Source organism: Virgibacillus byunsanensis (assembly GCF_042675965.1).
GTDB lineage: Bacteria > Bacillota > Bacilli > Bacillales > Amphibacillaceae > Virgibacillus_R > Virgibacillus_R byunsanensis.
In genome coordinates, this window is record NZ_JBHTKJ010000076.1 from 1 (window position 1) to 23,507 (window position 23,507).

Genomic DNA, 23,507 nt, shown 5'->3' on the forward strand with positions numbered 1-23,507 from the left:
CATGAATTCTGGCAACCTTTGTTTTTTGTTTATACCAGTTGTTTGAACCAATGACACGTCTTGATAGGATCTGTTGGGCTTTTATGAGCTTTTCTTCTAAGGACTTGAAATAGCGGTTATTTTTATATTTCGTGCCATCTGAAAGGATAGCGAAGTCCTTTAATCCTACATCCACACCTGTACTAGAGTTTGTTTTAGTTAATTCGCTTACTTCTGTTTCTGCAACGATAGATACAAAGTACTTTCCGCTTGGATTACGTCTAATCGTCGCATTGATAATACGACCATCTATTTCACGACTCTTGGCATAACGAACGAGCCCGAGCTTTGGTAGCTTGATATGATTTTCTAAAACATCCATATTGCCGTTCGTTTGTTTCGTGCTATAAGACTGCACATTATTCTTTTTACTTTTAAAGCGAGGTGCTTTAGTTTGTTTTTTATAATAGCGTTGATACCCGTCAGCTAAATTTTCAACTGACTTTTGTAGGGAAATACTGTCTACCTCTTTCAAAAAAGGGTAGTTCTCTTTCAATTGACGAACTGCTTTCACCGATTCATATTTATGGAAAAACTCACCTTTCCAGTTGTTAGATGGTAATTGACCATTTTGTTTCATCTCTTCAGCGATATACCAAAAGGCATCTTTTTCTTTCTGTTTGGCGAGAAAGAAGTTGAAAACAAATCTAGAACAACCAATCGTTTTATGAATCAACTCTATCTGCTTCTTATTCGGGAAGATACGGAACTTAAAAGCCTTCTTTACTAGCATGATTTCACCTCATATTCACAGGAACATTTGTTCTAATTATAGCACGATGAGGTTCGTTTTGGCTATCGCCAACCGCCATTCATCTCCCCCTTATCGTTGAGCTAAAGCCCTTCCCGCGCTTGAAGAGGGAGTCTTCTGTCTGATGATAAAATGAATTTAAATGAGGAGCGTGAAACACATGGCCAAATCCAATGCTCAAAAAAAGCGTCAAAAACTCGAGCGAGAAGGAAGATTGAAACCGGAATTGAGCAGAAGTCCTTTTACACAGCTGGACTTACGAACAAGAAAAACGAAAACGAAGAAAGATCACATGTATCGAATGAAACATAAGAATCGTTATCCACAATCATGGGAAAACGATTCTTTTTTATTTGCCTGCTACCTAAATTAACCCTTCTACTACCTAAAAGTTGTTATACAAATCCCAGTAATGGAGAACATATATAAAAGAGCAAACATACATAGCGGAGGAGAGACATCCATGCAACCTTCAGACCACTATCGCACGGAGAAAGATCCAATGGGTAGAATATTAGTTCCAAAAACAGCTTATTACGGTGCTCAAACCCAGCGCGCAGTAGAAAATTTTCAAATCAGTGGACGGCGACTTCCACGGTCGTTTATTAAAGCACAAGGAATTATTAAAGCTTCAGCAGCAAAAGCAAATATGCAATTAGGCATGCTTGCAAGTGATAAAGGAAAGGCCATTGTCGAAGCCGCTGAAGAAGTCATTGAAGGAAAATGGGACGATCAATTCGTAGTCGATGTATATCAGGCTGGAGCTGGAACATCACAAAATATGAACGCCAATGAGATCATCGCAAATCGCGCTTCAGAAATCATGACTGGTTCTCTAGAGTCGTATACCGTCCATGCAAATGACCATGTAAACATGGCACAATCAACCAACGACACCTTCCCAGCAGCACTCCATATCGCATGCGTGGAGAATATTAATGAACAACTCCTCCCCGCCATCTACAACTTACAAAAAGAATTAAAGCGAAAATCAGTTGAGTTTATGCCAATTTTAAAAAGCGGTCGAACTCATTTACATGACGCAATTCCAATTCGCCTAGGCCAGGAATTCTCCGGGTATGCTGGAACAATTGAATCTGTGTATCATCAAATTGAAGACTGCCTTGACGGGTTATATGAACTTGGTTTAGGGGGAAATGCAATAGGTACAATCATCAACACACATCAGGATTATCCGCAAACAGTAGTTACGGAAATTTGCAATCGCACGAATGCACCTTTTCGCGCACCAGAAAGTATGTTCAGTTATATGCAAAACCGAAATGCGGCAATACGTACATCACTTGCATTAAAGGAATTAGCTGTTCACTTAATTAAGATAACGAGTGATCTGCGATTACTAGCATCAGGTCCACGAACTGGCTTAGCAGAAATAACGCTTCCCACTCTTCAGCCTGGTTCAACGATTATGCCTGGAAAAGTAAATCCAGCTATATTGGAAATGACTTACATGGTATGCTGCCAAGTCATCGGTTATGAAACAGCAGTTGCAACAGCAGGCACGGCAAGTCAATTGGAAATCAATGTGATGATGCCAGTGATTGCTCATACCGTTCTCGATTCGATCGCATTATTATCGAATGCAATTCCAACTCTTACAGCAAAGTGTATCAGCGGAATTCAAGGAAATGAAGTCATCTGCAAAAATTGGATGGAAGAGAGTCTATCCTTAGTTACAGGACTAAGTCCGATTTTGGGATATGATCTCGCTTCACAGATTGGAAATGAAGCAGATAACAAAAATATAACGATAAAGCAGGTCCTCCAGGAACGAGGTATACTAACTCCTGAATTGGAAAACGCAATAGATCCTACTGGAATGGTTTAACGGTTAGAATTGAAGCAAAAGCTAGAAGCGCTTTGAAAGACACGACAAGCATAAGTAGTTCTCGTAGTGTGGACGCACCACACGGAGTCGGACTGCTTATGTCTTAAGTGTCTAGGCGCTTGATCTGGACCTGGAATATTCCGTAGATAAATATACATGACTTTCAATTTGTACTTTATTTACTAATTAAAAATGTATTACCTATTTGCCCCCAAAACACTTAGTTAGTTCGATTGTAGCTTTAGATTAGGTTATTGCTTTTTAGAGGAATATCATCGTTCATTTATATAATCGAATGTGGATCTAGTTATAGGGGTATGGTTGTTAAAAATTAAAAAATAATCCATGCGCTTAAGTGTTGAATTTGCATAAATCTTAATAAATAACTATTAAACGAAAGGAAATTATTATGTCTCTTGACCATATAATTTTGGTTCTTATTTGGATTATTGGAATCGCACTTTTTATCATTATCACTCCTAAAAATCTAAAAAGAAAATTGATTTTGGCATTCCTTGTTTGCCAGGCTCTTAAATGGTTAAGTGGTCTACTACATTTAAAGTTTGATTTAATTTCATTTCCTACTCGTGAGTTTCCCAATGCTTCAGACATTTTACTTGCTACGGAAGGGTTTTTATATCCATTACTTTGTGGATTTTATATAATCTATGAGCCAAAAAATAACTTCTTAATCCGTGTTGTATATTTATCAATTTGTATTTCCGTATTGGTATTAATTGATTTGATGTTTGTGAAGTTCACCAAATTAATTGATTATGTTAATTATGCATGGTATTGGACATGGCTCGTTTTTTTGGGATTATTTGTCATAACGAATGTAATCTATCATTGGTTTTTCAGAAACAAATTATTGTTTGAACCTGAGAAGAGGATTTCACCATGATTTTAGAATGGACGATCTTGATTTTTGCTTGGATTCTTACTGCTTGTTTACTTTTCATTATTCCGAAAGATAGAAAGAGGATAGCCATTGTGGCGTTTTTATTTAAACAAGCTATTACTTTGCTTTTTGGCTTAGCAGTAGTTGAATATAATTTAATTTCCTATCCTATTCGTTTTTTTTCAGACGTTAATCGTGCTAGTTTTACTTTTGAGTATTTTGCATATCCAACAATATGTGGTATCTTTGTTTCATTTTACCCTTACTACAGAACCCGTTTATATAAGTTGGGCTACTATGCTTCCTTCTGTACAGTACTTACAATTCCAGAGCTACTTTTAGAGAAGTATACAGATGTAATAGAATACTTACATTGGTCTTGGTACTGGACATGGATCACGTTGTTCATTACATTAATGTTATCCAGACGGTTTTGTGTATGGTTCTTTAACGGTTTATCAAAAGAAATTGAATCATTAGAAAACTAAGCTTATCACCAAGCCTTAGTTGCACTTAGTAGGTAAGAAAGTTTTATCTTTCTTATCTACTAAAAAATTAACTGCCTTTCCTTGTTTCACTCAGGGCAAAGGCAGTCTAGGCGCTTTATCTTCTCTCATGTTACTAGGTCAATACATCTTTTCATTTAGCCTTGTTAACTTCCTTACCAAAACACTGATTATTACAATAGATAAGTCCCCGTTCTCTGACATAACATTTACTGCATATTGCCTTCGAACACCTCTTGCACTTACTGCTCGTTCTTACTTCACAAAATCTGCACCACAACATTGATCATCCTTCTTTCTCATTAGGATTCTTACGATTCAAAATGTCAGATTGATGGCATTTGTCTAATTTCTATGTTTTTTTTCATATAAATATTCAGCAAAACGTGTAATTCTGATAGTAAGATTTCCTGGCAATATTTTGATAGAATTAAGGGTTTGGTTTTTTTACCTTCAGCAAAAAACACTGCAATTATAATAAAATTGCAGTGTTTTCCTTGTATATTACTCACCTATTACCATCTACATGCATCTCATTCTCTGCCTTATCCCAAGGAACTTTATACCCTTTACCTTTCGCACAGAATATAGAACTGGATGTGTATTGTGAATCGGCATTTTTATCATAAGCTAATTGCTCAATAATCTCCTCCTCATTATGACAACGATCATATCCACCATAACGGAGACTTAATACTCCTTTTCCATGTGTGAATGAAACGAACATGGTCGAATAATTTTTAAAAGTAGAAACTGGTGCTATTCCCGTAACAATTGCTTTGTCCGCTATCGTTTCTGGTGGATCGAATGTTCCATGTGCCTTTTCAATATCAGATAGTACCCTACCCATATCGTCTATATCTACTTTAATTTTAAACTGGTAATATGGCTCAAGGAGTACGTTATTTGCTTTCTCTAATCCTTGCCGTAATGCTCGATATGTCGCTTCCCGGAAGTCACCGCCTGAAGTGTGTTTATGATGGGAACGTCCAGTCAGTAATGTGACTTTTAAATCAGTAACAGGAGAACCTGTAAGTATGCCGTGGTGATCACGTTCAAATAAATGATGACGAATTAAATTCTGATTACCAATAGATAAGTCATTTGGGTGGCAAATAGTCTCAAACGAAATTCCTGATTCTCTATGTCCAGGTTCTAACTTAAGATGGACTTCTGCATAGTGCTTTAACGGCTCAAAATGACCATACCCATTTACTACTGTTTCGATTGTTTCCATATAAAGAATCTCGGGTTCATCAAAAGAAACATCAAACTGAAACCGCTCTTTAACAAGCTGTTCAAGTACCTCAAGTTGAACTACTCCCATCACATGGATATAAATTTGTTGAAAATGTTCATCCCAAAGTACCCTTAGTGATGGATCTTCTGCATCCAATATGTTAAAACAACGCAGTACATCTTTTACATGCATGGATGAATCGAAAACAATCTTTGACTTCAGCATCGGCATCATTTCATACTGAACCTTTTCCGCGTACTCACCGACCCCATCCCCAACAGAAGCCTTGGATAACCCTACGATTGCGAATAATTCACCAGCAGAAACCTGATCTACTTGCGTATAATCCTCTCCATGATAAACACGAAGTTGTGTCACTTTCTCGGAATTTCTATTTTTTTCATTTCCATAACTAAGCATATTCCTAACAGCTATTGTGCCGCTAAAGCTTTTTACAAATGTAATTCTGTTCCCGCTATTATCATATCGAATTTTATACACCTGACCAGCAAAGTCTTCATCGTCGTTATAAGATGTTTCTGTTAACTGATCTAGCTTTTCAAAAAACGATTTGACACCTGTATCTTTTAATGCTGAACCACTGGAAGCAGCATATAATTTATTTTCAGCTATTAATCTTTTTAATGTATGTAACCATAAATCCTTGTCATAACCTGACTCCATATACGTATCAAATAACGTTTCATCACGTTCTGCAAGAAATTCCACTAATTCTTCTTTCATTTCGCCTTCAGAAAAGCTCTGTGTTAGATCACAAATATTCTCTGTTACATTAGATCTAATTTCATCCAGAACTTCCTCTACATTCGCCCCTTCACGATCCGTTTTATTGATAAAGAAAAATGTAGGTACCTCATGTTTTTGGAGCAACTGCCAAACGGTTTCCGTATGTCCTTCCACACCTTCAACAGCACTGATAATTACAATGGCATAGTCCATTACTTGGATAGCTCGTTCCATTTCCGGGGAAAAATCGACGTGACCTGGCGTGTCGATCAGATAATAGGTCGAATCGTTGTAAGAAAATTTTCCCTGATCAGCAAAAACAGTGATGCCTCTTTTCTTTTCTATGTCATGACTATCGAGAAAAGCATCCTTATTGTCCACTCGCCCTCTTTGTTTAATGCTTTTCGTATGATAAAGCAGTTGTTCTGAGAAGGTAGTTTTGCCTGCATCAACATGTGCGACGATTCCAATTGTTTTATTCATCGTGTGCCCTCCCCGTTATCAATTCTAGTATATTATTATATTATATCAAAAGCTTAACCTAGCAACCTAAAAAACTTATATGACATTGGAAACTAGTGTTATAATAGGTCTGTACAAGAAAATTCAAACATAGAATTATTTTATAAATCCTTATCAGTAATTGAGGATTAATTCTATCTTTTCAGAGGTGCAATAAATGGAATTTAATATCGGTCCACGTATGGTAAAAACGGGACTTGCTGTTACATTGACTTTACTATTAACAGGTATACTCAACCTTCAACTGGAAATTGTTGCGGCGATCGCTGCCGTGTTGGCGATGCAGCCTTCCATTATGCGGTCATACAATTATATTAAAGAAGTTATCATCTCCAATGGGGTTGGACTTATTTTTGCCGTGCTTGGTACTTTCCTGCTTGGAACGCATCCACTTTCTGTTGGTGCTGTTGTGATCATTTCCATTGCAATTAACATCAGGCTTGGCCTTTATAAAACCGTAAGCTTGACGATCTTAACCATCATCGCATTAATGTTAGTTAATACTGATGGGTTAAGCCTTATAAACATTATTAATCGATTATCATTAGTTGCAATTGGAGTTTTTTCTGCCTTTATTATTAACGTGATCGTTTTTCCACCAGACCATCAGAAGAACTTGTTTACTATTATTAAAAAAGCCAGTGATAAAATGAATTTTCTATTACGTGTCATACCAAACAGTACTATGAGCATTCCTAGGATGAAAAAAGAAGATACGGAAGTTGAGAAATTACTTAACGAAGCAGAGGACTATTATGAAATCATTTCGGATGAGAGAAGCCGAATATTTATAAAAAATCGGTTGAGCTTTTACCGAAACATTATTATTTATAAGCATATGATTCAGGTGCTAGATAAAAAGCAAACGTTGATTCGTCAGCTAGAGAAAAACATCCAGGAAATCGAGACCATTTCGAGCAATAAATCCTACTTAATTAAAAAGCTCGCAAAAGAAATAAACAGCTACAGCGAAAATGTTTTTTTATTATATGAAAATAAAATTATTCTTAACATGGATCTGCAGAAAGAAACAAAAGCAGCCATGCAAGTCACAATCAATAACCTCATCGAGGAATTACAAGGGGCAGAACTATACAAGTGGAATTTTGTTTTTCCAATTGCAAACAGTATTATTGAGCTATTTTTTGAGTTAGATAAACTAGAAAGGCTTGTGCGAATAAAGGAATTGAAGGAAGAGAAGTAATAACGAAGCCTGTTTTCGTAAAGATTGTTGCTTTTGAGAGAAATAGATATATGATGCGTCGTAACTTGAGATGATGGGTGGCGCTGTTACTCGCTCCGGAAATACACTTCGCGCATCTTAGGGCGGCTGGTGAGCTTCTTCATGCTAACGCATTTCAGAATCTCACCTAGGAGGCTGTCCGATGGAATAATTCAGTGTGAATATATATGCATTCACACTGAATTATTAATGTATAATCCACCATATTTTGAATAAATATTCGGCAATTTCACTTCGTCGGACAGCCTCCTAGGCCTATCCTCCCGCAGAACAAGGAAAGCTACGGCAGCATTACATCGCACGCAGAAAAAGTGATTTCCTTTTTCAAGGAGTCTTCGTGTATTTCCGCCGCTGGTATAGTTTTCCATAATAAAACAGCAGCTTTCATTTCGTTTTTTATCATATTTATGTTGTTTGATTTTCTCTGCGGGCAGTGACTCCTCGCCTGTGGGGACTTCAGAAGCTGTTCTTGCCCAGGAGTGTAACATTTTTTCACAGCTTAGAACAGCTTTCTGTTCAAGTAACAAGATTCCAAATGTTTTATCAAACAATGATTAGAAAGCCATGACAAGCGTAGGCAGAATATGTAGACTCCTCGAAAATACAAACCGATTTTCTTCGTGGGATGCTACGCTTCGAAGCATACCTTGTCCTGTGGGAACAGCACGTGTCCGAAGACCCCCGGAAGAAGCGTTCTTTGCTTCTGAGGAGGGCTGAGGCCGTGCCCACGGAAAGCGAAGTATTCTGCCGAAGCGGTTTTATAGCACTCGATGTCGAGAAATTTACGTCGCATTTTACATCAACTATGAACACACTAAGGGTGACAGGACTTTTAGTTTATTTAGTTTAAAACAGAGAATGCTTCTGCTACTTTACGTGCGAAAGTTAATGGCGGCTCAACAGACTGAAAGTGTAAATAAAGAATAGTTGGCTCGGTATACAGCCAGTGATTATGCAAAGCACTTATAATAATACCATTTCTCACCAAAATACTTATGAATAAGGGAATCTCTTCTTCGAGAATAACCGTTTCTCCCATATTGAGTGCATTGCCTTCCTGATCCAGCGATTCAAACATAACCTCGGCATGAAGCTCTCCACGACTCGGACGACTTTGAATGGTTACATCCAGATCCCGATCAAACTCAACAGAACAGACACCATGTTCAATCGTTGGCTTTCCTCCGTTCAGTATTTGAGCATACTGCTGACACAATGTATTAAAGTGATTCATCCTAAACACCCTCACCATTTTTACCATACGTTATGTGTTGGGCAGATGTTTTGTTCCATGTTGGATAAAGATATTGTTTGCATTTATTCTTAGAATATCGCCCTAAATTGCACTTATCTACCAAAAAATGTCTGACACCTAGGATGATCCTCACTCCATCGGTGCCAGACACTAGATTTCTGTTTAGCCATTTACTTCCTGAATATCAAAGGAAACAATTCGGTCTGTATCGGTATTGTAAATCACGCTACCTTGGACTTTAATATTTTCTGCGGGGGACTGCAGCATATATTCATATGTTTCCCTCTTTTGAGCGGCATTCATTTGGGTTTCACCTGTTTTATTGTAGTCTGTGACGCTATAACCTGGATAAGCAATTTGTACGACTTCCAATAAATACTTCCCCCATTTTTGTTCTTCCAACTCAGGTGATGGTATAATATCAATATTTATAACACCTTGACTCAAGTTTGCACCCAATGCTTCAAAAGCTCTCCGATGAAGATTAATTTTATTTGCAGGATAGCCAGATACTTGATCAACTACCGTTACTATTACTTCTCTACCTGGTATGGATTGGTTCCTTATTTTAAGGATATCACCACATTGATAGGGTGAATCCTCACCAACAGCGGCCGTCATGTATCTGTTCGTTGACCAAGGTATGCCACACTGTGTAACTTGGCCCCCTTCTGTCCATGTCGCTTGACCTCTAGTGGGTTGTTGACGGTTATTGATATAATAAGGATTTGGAGAATACCTTCCATAGTACCCATAATAAGGGTTAACGTGATAAGGACTATTTACGTACCAATTCATGTATTGCATCTTCATTTAACCTCCTGTCTAAATCAAAACTCATTGATAACATATGCATCAATCAGGTTGACCGGTGACAGATGGGCTTGGATTATTCCAACCATTTCTACTTAACACTTCAAATAAGTAAAAAATCATGTTCATAAATAAAAGCATAACGAATATCGATAAACAAAAAATACTGATCCGTTAACGGGTAGCTAAACGTACGAATCATTTCCCTTGTCTCAATGTCCGAGTAAATGTCAGATAATATACCTTTACTCCATGTTTTCATTTGCATCACATTTTCAAGAAAATAAGGACGAAAAGCCCAGTTTGAACCCTTTTTATGTGGCTCCGGTTCCCAGGTTTCATCACGTTTGCGAAAGTTTGATGACACTTGCTGTCCATTATCGTTACAAACAAACATACGAAAACTTTCTTCATCAAATTGATTCGTTACAGCTTCGATAAACGAATCAACATTTCCAGGGCCGTCCCATTTGGGAAGTAACTCTCTTACTTTCTGTTCCCAGGATAGAACAAGACCCAATCGTTGTTTAACCAGTGATTTTTCACGTTGAATATACGTGTCAATTTCTTTTCCGACATTTAACGAAAGTGAATCTCCCGATGCTAGATCGAATTTTGGTTTTGCAAGGTAATGCCCTTGATAAAAACGACCACCATGTTTCCAAGCGAAATGCAGTTGGGAGTCTACTTCAATATTTTCAAATAGCATGGCAGCACCTATTCTTCTGGCTAACATGGATAGGGAATACATAATATCCTGAAAACCTTCAGCATTGTAGGTACGAATTATCTTTGTATTTATTTTTAAAATATGTGGTTCCAGCTGACGGATTCGATCTATGTTCGAGCTTTTGGCACCCACACGATCAATAGCAAATTTTATTCCAAATGTTTTATAATATTGCAGTAAATGACTAAGCGAATCAAAGTCTTCATCAAAGTCATGCTCTGTTACCTCTATTACAATTCTGTCCATAGAGAATCCTTTTTGTTCAAACTTTTGTAGTGCCTCTAGCAAGTAATCCCCGTTATCTAAGGTTAGTTGTTTGGCATTTCGATTGATAAACAAGTTGCCTTCTTTGTTTAACTCAAGCATTTTTAAAACGGCTATTTCTAATAAGTGTTGATCTACTTCGACTTTAAATTCTTCTGGCACCTCAGTATCTTGAAAGAAATTCCCAAGACTTCTCCACTCATTACCATCGTGGAATCGTCCTAACACTTCATATCCAATCACATCATACCGAATGGCACTAATAATGGGCTGATAAACAGGTTTTACTTTATCCATATTTCCAACAATATCTAACGGATCCATGAGTATGCCTCCTCTTACTCTACCTCTATATTATAATTCTTCTTTCATCCATTTGTTAAATTTCTGTCTATGAGTACTGTTACATTTTCACGTTTATGTATTACTACTTATTAAAAGAGTAAACATGTGGCTTTTGCTACACGTTTACTCTTTTAATAAGCACTTTACCTCGAGCCTACATTCAATTACATGGTGAATAAACACTAAACCTGTTTCCTTCTTTCTTCCCCAGGTACATTGCCTCATCAGCGTGATGAATCAGCATTTTAGCAGTTATCCCATCATCTGGATAAAAAGAAATACCAATACTTGTTGTTACGTTAATGACATTATTCTTAATGATATATGGTTCTTGAGAAGCATCATGTACTCTATCAGCAATATCGGTTACACATTGTTGATCGGTTATATTTTCTAGGAGAATAAGAAACTCATCTCCACCTATACGACAAATTGTATCATAATCACGTACATTTTCCTTCAGTCTTTTAGCAAATTCGATTAGGAGTTCATCGCCAACCTCATGGCCAAATTCATCATTAACAGACTTAAATTCGTCCATGTCCAAGTACATTACAGCCATTTCCTCATGTTTATTATTAGCACTTTTAATGGATTCTTCTAATTGATCAAGAAACGACCTTCTATTTTTCAATCCTGTTAACGGATCATGAAATGCCATAAATGCCAACTGTTCTTCCTGTTTGATTCGTTCCGAAATATCCCGAAAAATAGCTTGTATCGCTATTTCTCCATTCAGTTCGATTGGTGCAGCGGTGACTTCAGTATGGATGACGTTTCCGTTAGAATGAATCAGCTTCTCTTTAATTGGAGAGAATCCCATACTATCTAATTCAACCTCGTTCTCTAGTTTAGCTGCTACATCATCAATCCATCCTCTTTCATCCGGATGTACAAATGGCCAAATGGACTTACCGATTATCTTATTCACATCGCTTATCCCTAACAATTCTATTCCAGCTTTATTCATATATATAACTTTTCTATTTTTATGTATCACGATAGCATCTGGGGACAACTCGATCATTTTGCGATAACGCTTTTCGCTTTCTTCTAGTTGCTTTAAGATAAGATTTCGATCTGTAACATCTCTGTACATCGCAACAGCCAGAACGTTATCTTTATTGATTGGCCTGTATGATGCTAGAATATCAAGCATCTGTCCGTCTTTTGTAAGCCTTTGTACTGGACGATTGGTGATAGTTTCCCCTTTGTGTAATCGATCAAGGAAAGGCTGTTGGCCAGGAATTTCATGTACAGGAAAGATAGGTGGTGTTGCAATACCTTTTATTTCCTGCTCATGATATCCGAACGTTTTTTCAAAGGTAGGATTGGCTGTCAGAACGGAACCATCTTGAGCAATTAAAAAAATAGCATCCATCGTATTATCCCATGCAAGCTCCAGTTGACTCTTTACTTCGTTCAGTTCATTCTCCATTTCTTTTTCCTTTGTGATATCTTTAGCTATACCATAAACACCTTCTAAAATCCCATCAATAATAACTGGTATGGTTCTCACTTGCAGCAAAAGTACATGACCATCCCTATGATAGACAGAAACCTCAAGCTCCTGATGCGTTTCACCTTCTATTACCTGGTTAAAGTGTTCCTTCACATCTTCACTATTTCCTTCCACCAAAATAGAAAAGGAATTGCCCAAAAGTTCCTTTTCTTCGTATGCTGTAATTCTAGTAACGCTATCGTTTATTTTTTTAAAATTTCCATTTAAGTCTAGCTCAAACACCGCATCATCATTTTGAGAAACAAGTGAATGTAGTCGTTTTTGTTTTCTCTCCAGCTGTTCTTTTGTATCTGAAAGTTCTTGCTCATTGTGTCTTCGTTCTGTGACATCTCTTACGATGGCTAATATATATTCGCACTCCCCATCGTTTGTAAGTATTGGATTAAGAGAAGTTTCCCCTACAAATTCTCCGTTGTTACTTTCTATTGTTTCTTCAAAATTTACTCGCTCTTTTGTCTGTATAACCTGATGATAGTTTGCTATCAAGTTATTCGCTACTTTTGAAGACATTATATCCTCTATTTTACTTCCTATGACTTCTTCTCTTCCGACATTTAACATATTTAATCCCGGCAAATTCACGTATTCGTAACGAAAAGAATTTCCATCAAAATTCATTATAAATAACAAATCCTCTATGGTATTAAACATGCTTTCAATTGCCTCAAGGTCACGACCTAACTTATCCAAAAATTGTTGCAACGTATGAAACCTCTTTTCCGTTTCTCGGCTGTAATATATACTTTTTAACTATAATTAAAAATATGAAAATATACAACATTTTAGCAATCATGCACGTAAATAAACCCATCTCGAAATGAGTATGGGCTGATCACTGAACTTATCGAATTCTTTTTCATATCTCACTTAAAAGGTATCTAAGTTATCCAGATTATTTTCTTTCATTCCATCCGGTTCACTGCGGATGATATCTCTATCATACTTATGGAATACATCTACATGAGCAAGCTTTCCTGCCTTTGCTTCATCTAAAGCGGTGACATAATCCAGCTCTCTTCCACTTTCTGTTTTAAATGCAATAATATCACCATCGTCATTTTTGCGAACAGCAACTATTTCTTCTTGGTCTGTATCCACTGATTGTTGTGCTGGATTTTCTCCTTGATTCTTATAATCGTTATATATTTGCTCAAAGTCCTTACTTTCCATTAAAAAACACCTCCTAAACACAGGCTTAGTATGTTCTGGAAGTGTTTGATTTATTCCAGGAGTAGAGTAATAAACTCACCATGATTAACGATTGCCCAAGAAAAACGACCGCATCCCAAAAGTATGGGTTCCCAACTGGATGCAATAACTCAGGTAGTGTTTGTGAATACGCATATAATGCTTGTGGTATGAAGTAAATTATAAATAAACCAACTGTAAACAGAACACCACACATATAAAATAATCCATACATGCGAACAAATTTCGCTTCTTCCTCGAACGTCTCCGTTGTGGAGTCCTGTTTTATAAACGGAATCCATTTACTTAAGTATTCTTTCCCATTTTCCATCAGGTTGTAACACCCTGTTATATTTTCACATAGATAATAGATGTCTGTCTTCATATAAAAACAACATTGGTAAATCGTTTTGATACATATATCAAGAATGGCGACTCCAACGATTCCTGTAAGAATTTCATTACCTTCAGGGAAAGACAATTTAATACTAAATGCGATAAGGATCATCAATTGGTCACAGCAAATCCCAGCAGCATATAACATGTTACGTCGCTTCGGTGAAAGTTTCCATGCCGGAGATAAATCTGTTTGGAATACGACAAAAAACAACCGGTGTCCCACTTCCAACTTAGCGGGTAAGCCATAGGAACGAACGGCTAAAATATGGCCAAATTCATGTATCATAATTAAAATTAACGAAACTCCCATAAACGTTAAAATATTAAACGTCATGGCTTCAAACAAAAATACATCCTGATATGTAGGTAATAACTGCGGATTGAGAAACACAAGCATAATATTAATCAACATAATAGCCATAAATAGTTTAGTTGTTACCTTGTTAAAAATGAACCGGCCTATCCGAGGTGAGAGCCACAAAAAGCCATTTGGCGATTGATTATTCTTTGTTACCTGTATCATTTCACCATCAATCTCTTTAATAAGACCAAGCTCCATCAGCTGATTGGCGAATACAACTAGATCCACTTCTTCCTCTGGGTATTGCGACTTTAACTCTTGCTCGATAAGTTCCAATGAGTCACCTTTATTAATCAAATGGATCGCATCAATACAGACCTTTGGCATCTCAAAAAAATCACCTGAAAGGCTTTCTTCGACAATATAATGTTTCTTATCTTGTCGAATCGTTAGAGGATATAAAACTAGTTGAGATTGTAAGGATACATGCATGCTTTCACCACCCTAGAAAAATAGGATGCTAGCTTTCTAGCACCCTTGATGACTGGAATGATTAACGGCCGATCAAGCCACACCACCAGCACGTTACTTTGATTTTGTTAAGTTTGCGGATTTTCATGTGAATTCACCCCCTTTAATTAGTAGCTGCGACTTCATCCAAACTAATTTGGGTATGATAGCTTTTGTGATATTCGATCCACTTAGGGTATACTTTTTCAAATACGTTTACTAATTCCGGGTCAAACTGGGTGCCTTTTCCATCCATAATTTCTTGGTAGGCTTCCTCCAATGGTAGAGCAGACCGGTAAGAACGAGAGGAAGTCATCGCATCAAATGCATCCGCAATGGCAGTCACTCTTGGAAGCAGCGGGGTTTCATTTCTCTTTAATCCATCTGGATAGCCTTTTCCATCCCAACGTTCATGGTGATGTTTGATGACATCAATATTCTCAGCAATCCCTTCCACTTGCTTAACTGCATTAGCCCCAACAACAGGGTGTGTTTTAATCACTTCAAATTCTTCTAGAGTCAATTTACCAGTTTTAGTTAAAATAGAATCTGGAATGTGAACTTTACCAATATCATGCAATAGACAGGAATAATAATAGGAATTTAATTCACCTTCCTTCAATTCTCCTGTATTCTGGGCTAGAATCATAGCGTAGTTAGCTACTCGTTCACTGTGACCCCGTGTATATGGATCCTTCAGTTCCAGCGTTGCGATAATTCCTTTTACAATTCCTTCTAGTTGTTTATTATAAGAGTTCTCCACCGCCGTAACATAACTTTTAAAACGATTAAGGAGAATGTAGGCGATCAATGACAATGCCAATACTGTAACTAATGGAAACAAAACTACCGGTTCTAAAAGGACTAACCCTACAATGATAAATTTTAAACTTGTCCCTATTGAAACCATGTGAAAGAATTTTTTATTAACAAATATGGGCGAGAAGAGGACGATTACTAATTCAACTACATTTCCATTACTGTACGTAGCATCGCTCCCCCAATAGACCCAAATGTCATTCATAATATTTATAGATGTGAAAGTTAAAAAGTAGATATACTTTATTAACCACGGATTCTTTGTTTTTATTAAATAATAAGCGATTGGTAAAAGAGCAAACATTACTATGTATATCACATAATTCAGGCCACCACTGACTAATCCAATCTCTGGTCCCCAGGGATTTTCAGGTAAAATGTAATAATAAATTACATCATAAACAAAGTATACAATGTAAAATAACCACAAAAACCATATAGTAGTTCGTTTTTCTTCATTTAATAAAGTAGAGTCTCTTAGTTCGTTTTGCATTTCGAAGTCCTCTCTGTTTCTAGTATTAGCTATATATGTAGCGGCATTCCATAGTTTGGTAGATTCTCTACATCTACATTACAAAATGATTACATCCTGATAACAGTATAAGTCAAGTGTCGATATATGTAAATAATGGTAGCATATTAAAGGAATTTGTATAAGAAAATATGGTTGCGAATTATTTTATCTCGATCGTGCCTGTTATTTCAATTTCACGTAATGCCTGGGATGCTAATTGGTCAGCTTCTTTATTCTTTTTTCGAGGAACGAGTTCATATTCGGCTTCGATTCCCAACTGATTGAGATGATTTTCAATCCGATCAGCCCAGTTAGTTAGTTCTTCTTCATAACACGGCCATTCTTCCATTAACTGATTAATGACAACTTGAGAATCGCCAACAAAAGTTACAGCTAAATGATGAACTCCTAGGTATTCTAATTCTTGTAACCCGAGATGAAACGCAGCGTATTCTGCCTCATTGTTTGTTTTAAGTTCTTCGACTAAAGCATTTTTTCGAAGCCGCCAGGACTTTTTATTCTGTTCATAATAAATGACACATCCTAATCCTGATTTTCTAGTTTTCAGATCAAATCCACCATCAAAATAAACTGTTACGTTATGAGGTTCAGTTTGGATTTCCTCCATCTGTTTCTTTATTTCCTTTAATGTCCATGTCGTTTCATGATTGTCGATGAAGGTTACATGTTTCATCCGCCCTGTTTTATCAAAATCTTCCACGATCGATAGTGCCTTCTCAGCATGTAACCATTCAGAGTTAAAAGAAGTCTCTATTCCTTTTGGTGTTTGGTACGTTAACTCGATTCTTATTTTCATCCTAAGACCTCCCATTAATTTATTTTGTGCTAATTCCTGATAGCCAGGTTATTACTAATATGCCCTGTTTCAGACCTAACCAAAAATGGATTTGTATACCAAAGTATACTATACGTCATTATTTTTCCTAGCTATGATGAATATACATGTTAAAAGTCAGTGGTTTTATATGTCATTTATAAATGAGGGGAATTCGTTATGAATAAAATTTCCAAAACGAAGAAAGAGTTCGATCAGTTTTATGAAGAAACATTAAAGGGGGAGGTTGAAGAGTTAGAAGGGAACAGAAAAATTTTAAAAAAGAGGCGTAACAAACAAGCTATGATTACTGGGATAGCAGCCTTAACTCCTATCTTAATTGGCATCATATTTAATGAATATTTCATTGTCTTTTTCATCATAACTTTTATCATACTTATCTTTGGATTTAGTAAGCTATCTAAAACGTATAAGTCATTCGAAGGGATCATGAAAGAAAGAATTGTACGAAAAATCGTAACATTTATAAATGAGGATTTTCACTATGCCCCTGAAAAACATATCCTGGAAAGCACGTTTATGGATACAAAAATTTTTCCAAAGAAACCCGATAAATATCTTGGGGACGATTTAATTTGGGGAAATGTGTACGATGAGGAATTATCTGAAATCGAAAAACAACCTGAAATACCTGCTCAAAGCGCAATACCAAACGATATTAGTGAAAGTCTTACACAGGTTCATGATGTAAAGGGGAATGAAGCAAAACAGAACACGTTAGATGTACCTAAAACGGAAATTGCTTTTTCTGAAGTAACATCCATAGACGTGTGGACGGATGCAGATGACAAAGCCCATGAGAACGTTATTTTTCAAGGATTATTTTTCGATGTTGACTTTAATAAAGACTTTGAAGGAACTACCGTTATTGCACCCAAAAAAGATGTCTTAATAGATTTTAAGAAGCTGGATATTTTTCATAAGCAGAAATTGGATATGGTTGAGTTAGACAACGTGGCATTTAATGAGCGATTTACAGTTAAGACGACAGATGAGGTCAGAGCAAGGTATATCTTAACACCAGGTTTTATGGAGAAACTGTTAGCACTGGCGGACGGATCGAAAAAAAGAGCATCAGAACGTATACCGAATCAACATTTGAAAATCGTTCAAAGTGTTGTTGAAAAGATCCAACCTTACTTTTCTTTTAAAGACGGGAGAATGTATTTCCTATTAAATACATTCCAAGACCATTTTGAATTTAATATTGACAAGAAACCTAATAAAGAATCGATCTATAGTTACTTTGAGGATATTAACCAGGCATTAGAAGTAGTGGAAGAGTTAGATTTGAACTTAAAATTATGGAATAAAGGGTAAATGGGGTGAAAAGTAATGACGTTGTATATCATCATGGGAGTATGTCTACTATTTTTCCTTTATATCATTGTAACGTACAATACCGTTAAAAAAAGAGCAGTAAAATTGGAACAGTCTTTTTCCAACATTGACGTCCTCTTGCAAAACCGTGCGGATGAAATTATTAATTTAGTTTCTACTACTAAAAGTGCTGTGGAAAATGAAAAAGAATTGCTTGCAGAAGTAACAGCTTTACGATCTCAAATGAATCGTAATACATCAAAAAGAATGGAAGACAAAGTGAAAGACGCACAGCGTTTAGAAGGATCGGTAACCACCTTACTAGGCAGATTAGAAGCTTATCCCGATATCAAGTTTACCTCACAATATAATCATCTTCAAAAAAGAATCACAAACATCGAAGAAAACATTCAAGCGCAACGGAGAACATTTAACGCAAGAGTAGCAGACTACAATGTCTATATTGTCATGTTCCCAAGAAACATCATTGCATCTATGTTTCATTTTACTAAAAAGCCTTCCTATGAAGTATCAGATCCATCGAAAAAAGAAAATACTGACGTAGGTGCCATGTTTAGAGAATAGCACCTAGAAAGGATCTGTCCGGATAAGGACAGATCCTTTCTATTATCTTTCTCTTTTATTTTTTTCATTATCTAAATTAAGAAACTCGCTTTCCCTCGAAAACTCTTCTTTGTTGTTTTTCGGCGATGTATCATACTTAAGTACATTTCTCTGTTTATTCTTGTCCTTATTGCGATTTTTGTTTTCCTCTGACATGAAACGATCCTCCTAACATGTTATTTCATGTGATTATTATGTCCATGATAACTATTTTTATTTTAGGCTGTTTTCGTATTGTTTGTTGTTTTTGAGAGAATAGATATATAATGCGACGTAACTTGAGATGATGGTTAGTGCTTTTACTCGCTCTGGAAATACACTTCGCTTTTCGCGGGCGGCTGGTGAGCCACCACGTGCTGAAGCACTTTGGTGTCTCACCTATGCCTATCCTCCCGCAGAAGTCTTCGTGTATTTCCGCCGCTGGTATAGCGTCCATAATAATACAACAACCAATCATTTCGTTTTTATAGCATAAATTACCACTTTTATGATGGTTGATTGGAGCCGATGGCGGTCGACTCTTTGAAAATACAAACCAATTTTCTTTGTGCGATGTAACGCTACCAGAGCTTTCCTTGTCCTTTGGGAAAAGCAAGTTTTAAGATACGAAACTTTAATTTTGAATGATTTTTCCTAAAATTAATTAGAACATCACTACCAGCGAAGGCAGAATACGGAGACTCCTCGAAAATACAAACCGATTTTCTTCGTGCGATGTAACGCTGTCGAAGCATTCCTTGTCCTGTGGGAACAGCACGTGTCCGAAGACCCCGGAAGAAGCGTTTTTTGCTTCTGAGGAGGGCTGAGGCCGTGCCCACGGAAAGCGAAGTGTTCTGCCGTAGCGGTTCTATAGCACTCGATGTCGAGAAAGAAAATCCACGAATAAGTTACGTCGCATTCTACATCAACTATGAAGTTGAAAAAGTATTAATGCGTGTGAAAACAGCCTTATTTTATTGCATCTAGATCAGCCGATACATAATTTATAATTACTCGTTCAAAATAACATAAAAAGGAGGGGTTCCTATGAGTAAAGATAAAGGTAAGAAGAAAAAGAACAAGAGCAAGCAGGAGTTGAACGACATGAAGGATGATAAAAAGTATCCACAAAATAGACCTCCAAGTTAAGCGTATTAGGAGTAGGAGTAAGGGGCGATTATGCGGCTTTGAAATGAAGAATTAATACCATATTTACCTTACCAAATAAACAATTAATGGGGCAGCACCATGAATGTTGGGTATGAAGAGGCAATGACTGGGGTAAAAAGCATGCACACAGTTAATTATATAGTTGATTAATCCCCCTATCGCCTCTTTATATATCACTAGATGATTATCGATGAGATGAAAAAGCGTGGCTAGGGTGATAACTAAAAAACTAGAGTAACGTTTATCTCGACAGGTGATATCATCCTAATAATTAGAGATTTCTATACGGTCAGAACCAAATTGTCCAATCGATTAATGTTTATGGTAAACATCTCCCTTTTACGTATTTCATACATTTACTACGCTTAGTGATTTACCCTTATGTAACAACATCGATAATAAAACTATCTTGATAACTTTAGAGTTGCCTACGCTTATTTTATCAGAAAAATTAAAATCGACTCTGAAGATTAATTAAACCACTATGATGATGAATTAATCTAAAAGAGGTATAAATCAAAATACGATTTATACCTCTTCCCTCATATTTCTTCTAGCTTATTCGCCGGTCATCCATTGTGGTTTTCCAAATCCTTGGAATTCTTCATCAATGATGGCTTCAAATTCATCCGATTCAATTACTTCTTTAATATCTTTTGTAAATTGTTCATCCACATCGTCTGTATTTACAACCACACGGTTACGGTAATCATCAGGCATATCTTCTAATGCTAGTGCATCTAATAAATCCATTTCGGCTGCAAGTGCGTAGTTACCTGGTACTGCAGATACGTCCTCACTTTCGACTAGACGAGGAAGCTGTGCTGCCTCTACTTCAACAAATTTAAGATTTTTCGGATTTTCTGCAATATCATTAACAGAAGCAGTCAATGCTTCTACATCTTCGCTAATCGTAATTAACCCTTCGTCTTCAAGCATTCCTAATGTTCTTGCCAGGTTAGTAGGATCGTTGGCAATAGCTATTTGACTTCCATCTTCTATTTCATCAATACTGCTAAACTTTTCCGAATATAACCCCATTGGTGCTGTTGGAACAATGATAACCTCTGATAAATCTAAGTCATTTTCTTCTGCAAATGCTTCCATATAGATTTTATGCTGGAATAAGTTCGCATCCAGTTCACCATTTGCTAAAGCATTGTTTGGCTGAACATAGTCTGTAAATTCCTGATTGGATACTTCATAGCCCTTTTCTTCTAACAACGGAGCAATTGCTTTTGTAACCATATCACTGTATGGACCAACTGTTGCACCAAATTGAACTTCTTTATTCTCATCACTGCCACTTTCTTCTTCTCCACAAGCTGCTAACAGGATTAATAATAGTGCTGAACATGTTACTACTAATTTTTTCATTTTATTTTCCCCCATATTTTTGTTTTTTTATCATACTTAACGTTTATTTACAGCTTTTGCTATAAAATCGCCAAGATATTGAATGAATTGAACGAGTACGATTAACACAATAACGGTGGTGAACATGACGGTATCATCATATCGGTAATAGCCATATCGGATCGCTAAATCACCGATTCCTCCGCCACCGATTGTACCTGCCATTGCCGAGTAACCAATTAGACTAATAGCCGTAATCGTTAATCCGCTTATTAAGCCAGGTTTTGTTTCTGGAAGTATTATTTCTTTAATAATCAGCTTAGGAGAGGCTCCAACTGCAATTGCTGCCTCGATCACTCCTTTATCTATCTCCCTTGCAGCAGATTCCACGATTCGTGCATAAAATGGGATCGCCGCAACTGATAAGGATACCGATGCAGCTAAGGCTCCTGTCGTTCTTCCCACCAGTAAATCTGTAAACGGAAATAAGAATACGAGTAATATAATAAATGGAATAGACCGAATGAGATTGACAATAACACCTAAGACTGTTTTAACACCTCGGTTCTCCCAAAAGAGTCCTTGATCGGTAACAAATAATAGAATCCCTACAGGCAGCCCGAGAATAACTGCTACTAGAAGTCCTATTCCCACCATAATTAATGTTTCATAGAATGCAGCGTTCAGTTCAGGTAAAATTTCAATGATTCTATCGAGCATGCTGGATCACCTCCACCTGTTTTAAACGTTGCTCTAAGTATTGTTTTGCCTTTTCAACCTCTGATGAGTCACCTAAGAGTTCCATAATAAAAATTCCTAATGGGATCTCTTTGATATACTCCACTTTTCCATGCAAGATATTTCCACTCACCTGGAAGGTTTGCAGCATATCGGACACTACCGGGTCACTAGCCAGGTTCCCTCTGAATTGAAGTTGTAGAATGGTACCTTTGCACGTTTCTAAAAGCTTAGGTGGTAACTCGAAATTTAAGATTGTGTCAATAAACTGTTTCGTTAATTCTTCTGTTGGGTTGGAGAAAATCTCATAGGATGGGCCTTGTTCAATAATCCTTCCATCCTGCATGACAGCACACGTGTCACAAATCTCCTTTACAACCTCCATCTCGTGCGTGATCAACACAATCGTAATACCCAACTCCCGATTAATCTTTTTCAAAAGGGCCAGAATCGATTTTGTTGTACTTGGATCCAGTGAAGAAGTTGCTTCATCACAAAGTAACACTTTTGGGTTATTGGCAAGCGCCCTTGCAATACTTACCCGCTGTTTCTGGCCCCCACTTAATTGGGCTGGATATTGATCTACTTTATCTGACAACCCTACCAAATTCAGTAATTCTACTACTCTCTTTTTCCTTTTTTCAGCTGGAATGCCTGCAGCTTTTAGTGCAAAAGCAACATTTTCAAAAACAGTTTTCGCTGAAGCTAGGTAGAATCCTTGAAAAATCATTCCAATTGACTGCCGTGCTGTACGGAGCTCTTTTGCGGATAAATCTAGTAAGTTCACCCCATCCACAATCACGTTTCCAGATGTAGGACGCTCGAGAATGTTCATGCAACGAATTAATGTACTTTTTCCAGCTCCACTATAGCCGACAATGCCGTAAATATCCCCTTTTGGAATTTTTAAAGATACATGATCCACACCAACTACTTGACTGGATTTCGATTTATATATTTTACTTACATTTTCTATCTCAATCATGCGAACTCAACTCCCAATCTT

At 36.9% G+C, this 23,507-nt stretch carries 22 protein-coding genes; 7 read left to right on the forward strand and 15 right to left on the reverse strand.

The window, feature by feature from the left end; genetic code table 11:
* Positions 1-772, reverse strand: a 772-nt coding sequence (locus ACFQ3N_RS20035) for an RNA-guided endonuclease TnpB family protein (protein ID WP_390364950.1), incomplete at its 3' end; no start/stop codon positions are given.
* A 150-nt stretch (positions 773-922) separates the two neighbouring features.
* Between ACFQ3N_RS20035 and ACFQ3N_RS20040 the strand changes: the two genes are divergently transcribed.
* From ACFQ3N_RS20040 to ACFQ3N_RS20055, 4 genes are all read left to right on the forward strand, one after another.
* The gene (locus tag ACFQ3N_RS20040) at positions 923-1,102 is read left to right on the forward strand and encodes a hypothetical protein (RefSeq protein ID WP_390364952.1); all 180 of its coding nucleotides are present in this window, start codon (positions 923-925) and stop codon (positions 1,100-1,102) included.
* A 151-nt stretch (positions 1,103-1,253) separates the two neighbouring features.
* Positions 1,254-2,639, forward strand: a complete 1,386-nt coding sequence (locus ACFQ3N_RS20045) for a class II fumarate hydratase (protein WP_390364953.1) — start codon at positions 1,254-1,256, stop codon at positions 2,637-2,639.
* A 430-nt stretch (positions 2,640-3,069) separates the two neighbouring features.
* On the forward strand, positions 3,070-3,543 hold the full coding sequence (locus ACFQ3N_RS20050; RefSeq protein ID WP_390364955.1) for a CBO0543 family protein: 474 nt from the start codon (positions 3,070-3,072) through the stop codon (positions 3,541-3,543).
* Positions 3,540-4,028, forward strand: coding sequence for a CBO0543 family protein (locus tag ACFQ3N_RS20055; RefSeq protein ID WP_390364957.1), 489 nt, complete (start codon positions 3,540-3,542; stop codon positions 4,026-4,028). Before ACFQ3N_RS20050 ends, ACFQ3N_RS20055 begins: the two co-directional genes overlap by 4 nt.
* A 526-nt stretch (positions 4,029-4,554) precedes the next feature.
* Here ACFQ3N_RS20055 and ACFQ3N_RS20060 read toward each other — a convergent pair.
* Positions 4,555-6,516, reverse strand: coding sequence for a GTP-binding protein (locus ACFQ3N_RS20060; RefSeq protein ID WP_390364959.1), 1,962 nt, complete (start codon positions 6,514-6,516; stop codon positions 4,555-4,557).
* 196 nt (positions 6,517-6,712) lie between these two features.
* Here ACFQ3N_RS20060 and ACFQ3N_RS20065 point away from each other — a divergent pair, with 196 nt between their 5' ends.
* The gene (locus tag ACFQ3N_RS20065; protein ID WP_390364961.1) at positions 6,713-7,759 is read left to right on the forward strand and encodes an FUSC family protein; all 1,047 of its coding nucleotides are present in this window, start codon (positions 6,713-6,715) and stop codon (positions 7,757-7,759) included.
* Between the two features lie 880 nt (positions 7,760-8,639).
* Here the strand turns inward: ACFQ3N_RS20065 and ACFQ3N_RS20070 are convergent.
* The 8 genes from ACFQ3N_RS20070 to ACFQ3N_RS20105 form a co-directional block, all read right to left on the reverse strand.
* Positions 8,640-9,032, reverse strand: a complete 393-nt coding sequence (locus ACFQ3N_RS20070; RefSeq protein WP_390364963.1) for a DUF1259 domain-containing protein — start codon at positions 9,030-9,032, stop codon at positions 8,640-8,642.
* Positions 9,033-9,215: 183 nt separating this feature from the next.
* Entirely contained in the window at positions 9,216-9,860 is a 645-nt protein-coding gene (locus ACFQ3N_RS20075) for a DUF3889 domain-containing protein (protein ID WP_390364965.1), read from the reverse strand.
* A gap of 109 nt (positions 9,861-9,969) precedes the next feature.
* Entirely contained in the window at positions 9,970-11,184 is a 1,215-nt protein-coding gene (locus tag ACFQ3N_RS20080; protein ID WP_390364967.1) for an EAL domain-containing protein, read from the reverse strand.
* 181 nt (positions 11,185-11,365) lie between these two features.
* Entirely contained in the window at positions 11,366-13,429 is a 2,064-nt protein-coding gene (locus tag ACFQ3N_RS20085; protein WP_390364969.1) for a PAS domain S-box protein, read from the reverse strand.
* Positions 13,430-13,594: 165 nt separating this feature from the next.
* Positions 13,595-13,897 carry a DUF3892 domain-containing protein gene (locus ACFQ3N_RS20090; protein WP_390364971.1) on the reverse strand — a complete coding sequence of 101 codons (303 nt, stop codon included), beginning with the start codon at positions 13,895-13,897 and terminating at the stop codon, positions 13,595-13,597.
* Positions 13,898-13,922: 25 nt separating this feature from the next.
* Positions 13,923-15,107 carry a peptidase gene (locus ACFQ3N_RS20095; RefSeq protein WP_390364973.1) on the reverse strand — a complete coding sequence of 395 codons (1,185 nt, stop codon included), beginning with the start codon at positions 15,105-15,107 and terminating at the stop codon, positions 13,923-13,925.
* 142 nt (positions 15,108-15,249) lie between these two features.
* Positions 15,250-16,437: an HD-GYP domain-containing protein gene (locus ACFQ3N_RS20100; protein ID WP_390364975.1), complete on the reverse strand. Its 1,188-nt coding sequence runs from the start codon at positions 16,435-16,437 to the stop codon at positions 15,250-15,252.
* A gap of 181 nt (positions 16,438-16,618) precedes the next feature.
* The gene (locus tag ACFQ3N_RS20105; RefSeq protein ID WP_390364977.1) at positions 16,619-17,275 is read right to left on the reverse strand and encodes a ribonuclease H family protein; all 657 of its coding nucleotides are present in this window, start codon (positions 17,273-17,275) and stop codon (positions 16,619-16,621) included.
* 198 nt (positions 17,276-17,473) lie between these two features.
* Between ACFQ3N_RS20105 and ACFQ3N_RS20110 the strand changes: the two genes are divergently transcribed.
* The gene (locus ACFQ3N_RS20110; protein ID WP_390364979.1) at positions 17,474-18,634 is read left to right on the forward strand and encodes a DUF3137 domain-containing protein; all 1,161 of its coding nucleotides are present in this window, start codon (positions 17,474-17,476) and stop codon (positions 18,632-18,634) included.
* Between the two features lie 15 nt (positions 18,635-18,649).
* The gene (locus tag ACFQ3N_RS20115) at positions 18,650-19,219 is read left to right on the forward strand and encodes a LemA family protein (RefSeq protein ID WP_390364981.1); all 570 of its coding nucleotides are present in this window, start codon (positions 18,650-18,652) and stop codon (positions 19,217-19,219) included.
* 42 nt (positions 19,220-19,261) lie between these two features.
* Here the strand turns inward: ACFQ3N_RS20115 and ACFQ3N_RS20120 are convergent, their stop codons facing one another.
* The 5 genes from ACFQ3N_RS20120 to ACFQ3N_RS20140 all read right to left on the reverse strand — a co-directional run bounded on the left by ACFQ3N_RS20120 (position 19,262) and on the right by ACFQ3N_RS20140 (position 23,486).
* Positions 19,262-19,414 (reverse strand): hypothetical protein, encoded by a 153-nt coding sequence (locus tag ACFQ3N_RS20120; RefSeq protein ID WP_390364983.1) that lies wholly within the window; start codon positions 19,412-19,414, stop codon positions 19,262-19,264.
* Between the two features lie 57 nt (positions 19,415-19,471).
* Positions 19,472-19,636 (reverse strand): hypothetical protein, encoded by a 165-nt coding sequence (locus ACFQ3N_RS20125; protein ID WP_390364984.1) that lies wholly within the window; start codon positions 19,634-19,636, stop codon positions 19,472-19,474.
* Positions 19,637-20,965: 1,329 nt separating this feature from the next.
* The gene (locus ACFQ3N_RS20130; protein WP_390364986.1) at positions 20,966-21,784 is read right to left on the reverse strand and encodes a MetQ/NlpA family ABC transporter substrate-binding protein; all 819 of its coding nucleotides are present in this window, start codon (positions 21,782-21,784) and stop codon (positions 20,966-20,968) included.
* Between the two features lie 36 nt (positions 21,785-21,820).
* Positions 21,821-22,483: a methionine ABC transporter permease gene (locus ACFQ3N_RS20135; protein ID WP_390364988.1), complete on the reverse strand. Its 663-nt coding sequence runs from the start codon at positions 22,481-22,483 to the stop codon at positions 21,821-21,823.
* The gene (locus tag ACFQ3N_RS20140; RefSeq protein WP_390364991.1) at positions 22,473-23,486 is read right to left on the reverse strand and encodes a methionine ABC transporter ATP-binding protein; all 1,014 of its coding nucleotides are present in this window, start codon (positions 23,484-23,486) and stop codon (positions 22,473-22,475) included. The genes ACFQ3N_RS20135 and ACFQ3N_RS20140 overlap by 11 nt, the downstream gene beginning before the upstream one ends.
* Between the last annotated feature and the right edge of the window lie 21 nt (positions 23,487-23,507).

Coding starts and splice junctions, on each gene's coding strand:
- ACFQ3N_RS20040 (WP_390364952.1), top strand. CDS start 923: ATGAATTTAAATGAGGAGCGTGAAACACATGGCCAAATCCAATGCTCA.
- ACFQ3N_RS20045 (WP_390364953.1), top strand. CDS start 1,254: ATGCAACCTTCAGACCACTATCGCACGGAGAAAGATCCAATGGGTAGA.
- ACFQ3N_RS20055 (WP_390364957.1), top strand. CDS start 3,540: ATGATTTTAGAATGGACGATCTTGATTTTTGCTTGGATTCTTACTGCT.
- ACFQ3N_RS20060 (WP_390364959.1), bottom strand. CDS start 6,516: ATGAATAAAACAATTGGAATCGTCGCACATGTTGATGCAGGCAAAACT.
- ACFQ3N_RS20065 (WP_390364961.1), top strand. CDS start 6,713: ATGGAATTTAATATCGGTCCACGTATGGTAAAAACGGGACTTGCTGTT.
- ACFQ3N_RS20070 (WP_390364963.1), bottom strand. CDS start 9,032: ATGAATCACTTTAATACATTGTGTCAGCAGTATGCTCAAATACTGAAC.
- ACFQ3N_RS20075 (WP_390364965.1), bottom strand. CDS start 9,860: ATGCAATACATGAATTGGTACGTAAATAGTCCTTATCACGTTAACCCT.
- ACFQ3N_RS20080 (WP_390364967.1), bottom strand. CDS start 11,184: ATGGATCCGTTAGATATTGTTGGAAATATGGATAAAGTAAAACCTGTT.
- ACFQ3N_RS20090 (WP_390364971.1), bottom strand. CDS start 13,897: ATGGAAAGTAAGGACTTTGAGCAAATATATAACGATTATAAGAATCAA.
- ACFQ3N_RS20095 (WP_390364973.1), bottom strand. CDS start 15,107: ATGCATGTATCCTTACAATCTCAACTAGTTTTATATCCTCTAACGATT.
- ACFQ3N_RS20100 (WP_390364975.1), bottom strand. CDS start 16,437: ATGCAAAACGAACTAAGAGACTCTACTTTATTAAATGAAGAAAAACGA.
- ACFQ3N_RS20105 (WP_390364977.1), bottom strand. CDS start 17,275: ATGAAAATAAGAATCGAGTTAACGTACCAAACACCAAAAGGAATAGAG.
- ACFQ3N_RS20110 (WP_390364979.1), top strand. CDS start 17,474: ATGAATAAAATTTCCAAAACGAAGAAAGAGTTCGATCAGTTTTATGAA.
- ACFQ3N_RS20115 (WP_390364981.1), top strand. CDS start 18,650: ATGACGTTGTATATCATCATGGGAGTATGTCTACTATTTTTCCTTTAT.
- ACFQ3N_RS20120 (WP_390364983.1), bottom strand. CDS start 19,414: ATGTCAGAGGAAAACAAAAATCGCAATAAGGACAAGAATAAACAGAGA.
- ACFQ3N_RS20130 (WP_390364986.1), bottom strand. CDS start 21,784: ATGAAAAAATTAGTAGTAACATGTTCAGCACTATTATTAATCCTGTTA.
- ACFQ3N_RS20135 (WP_390364988.1), bottom strand. CDS start 22,483: ATGCTCGATAGAATCATTGAAATTTTACCTGAACTGAACGCTGCATTC.
- ACFQ3N_RS20140 (WP_390364991.1), bottom strand. CDS start 23,486: ATGATTGAGATAGAAAATGTAAGTAAAATATATAAATCGAAATCCAGT.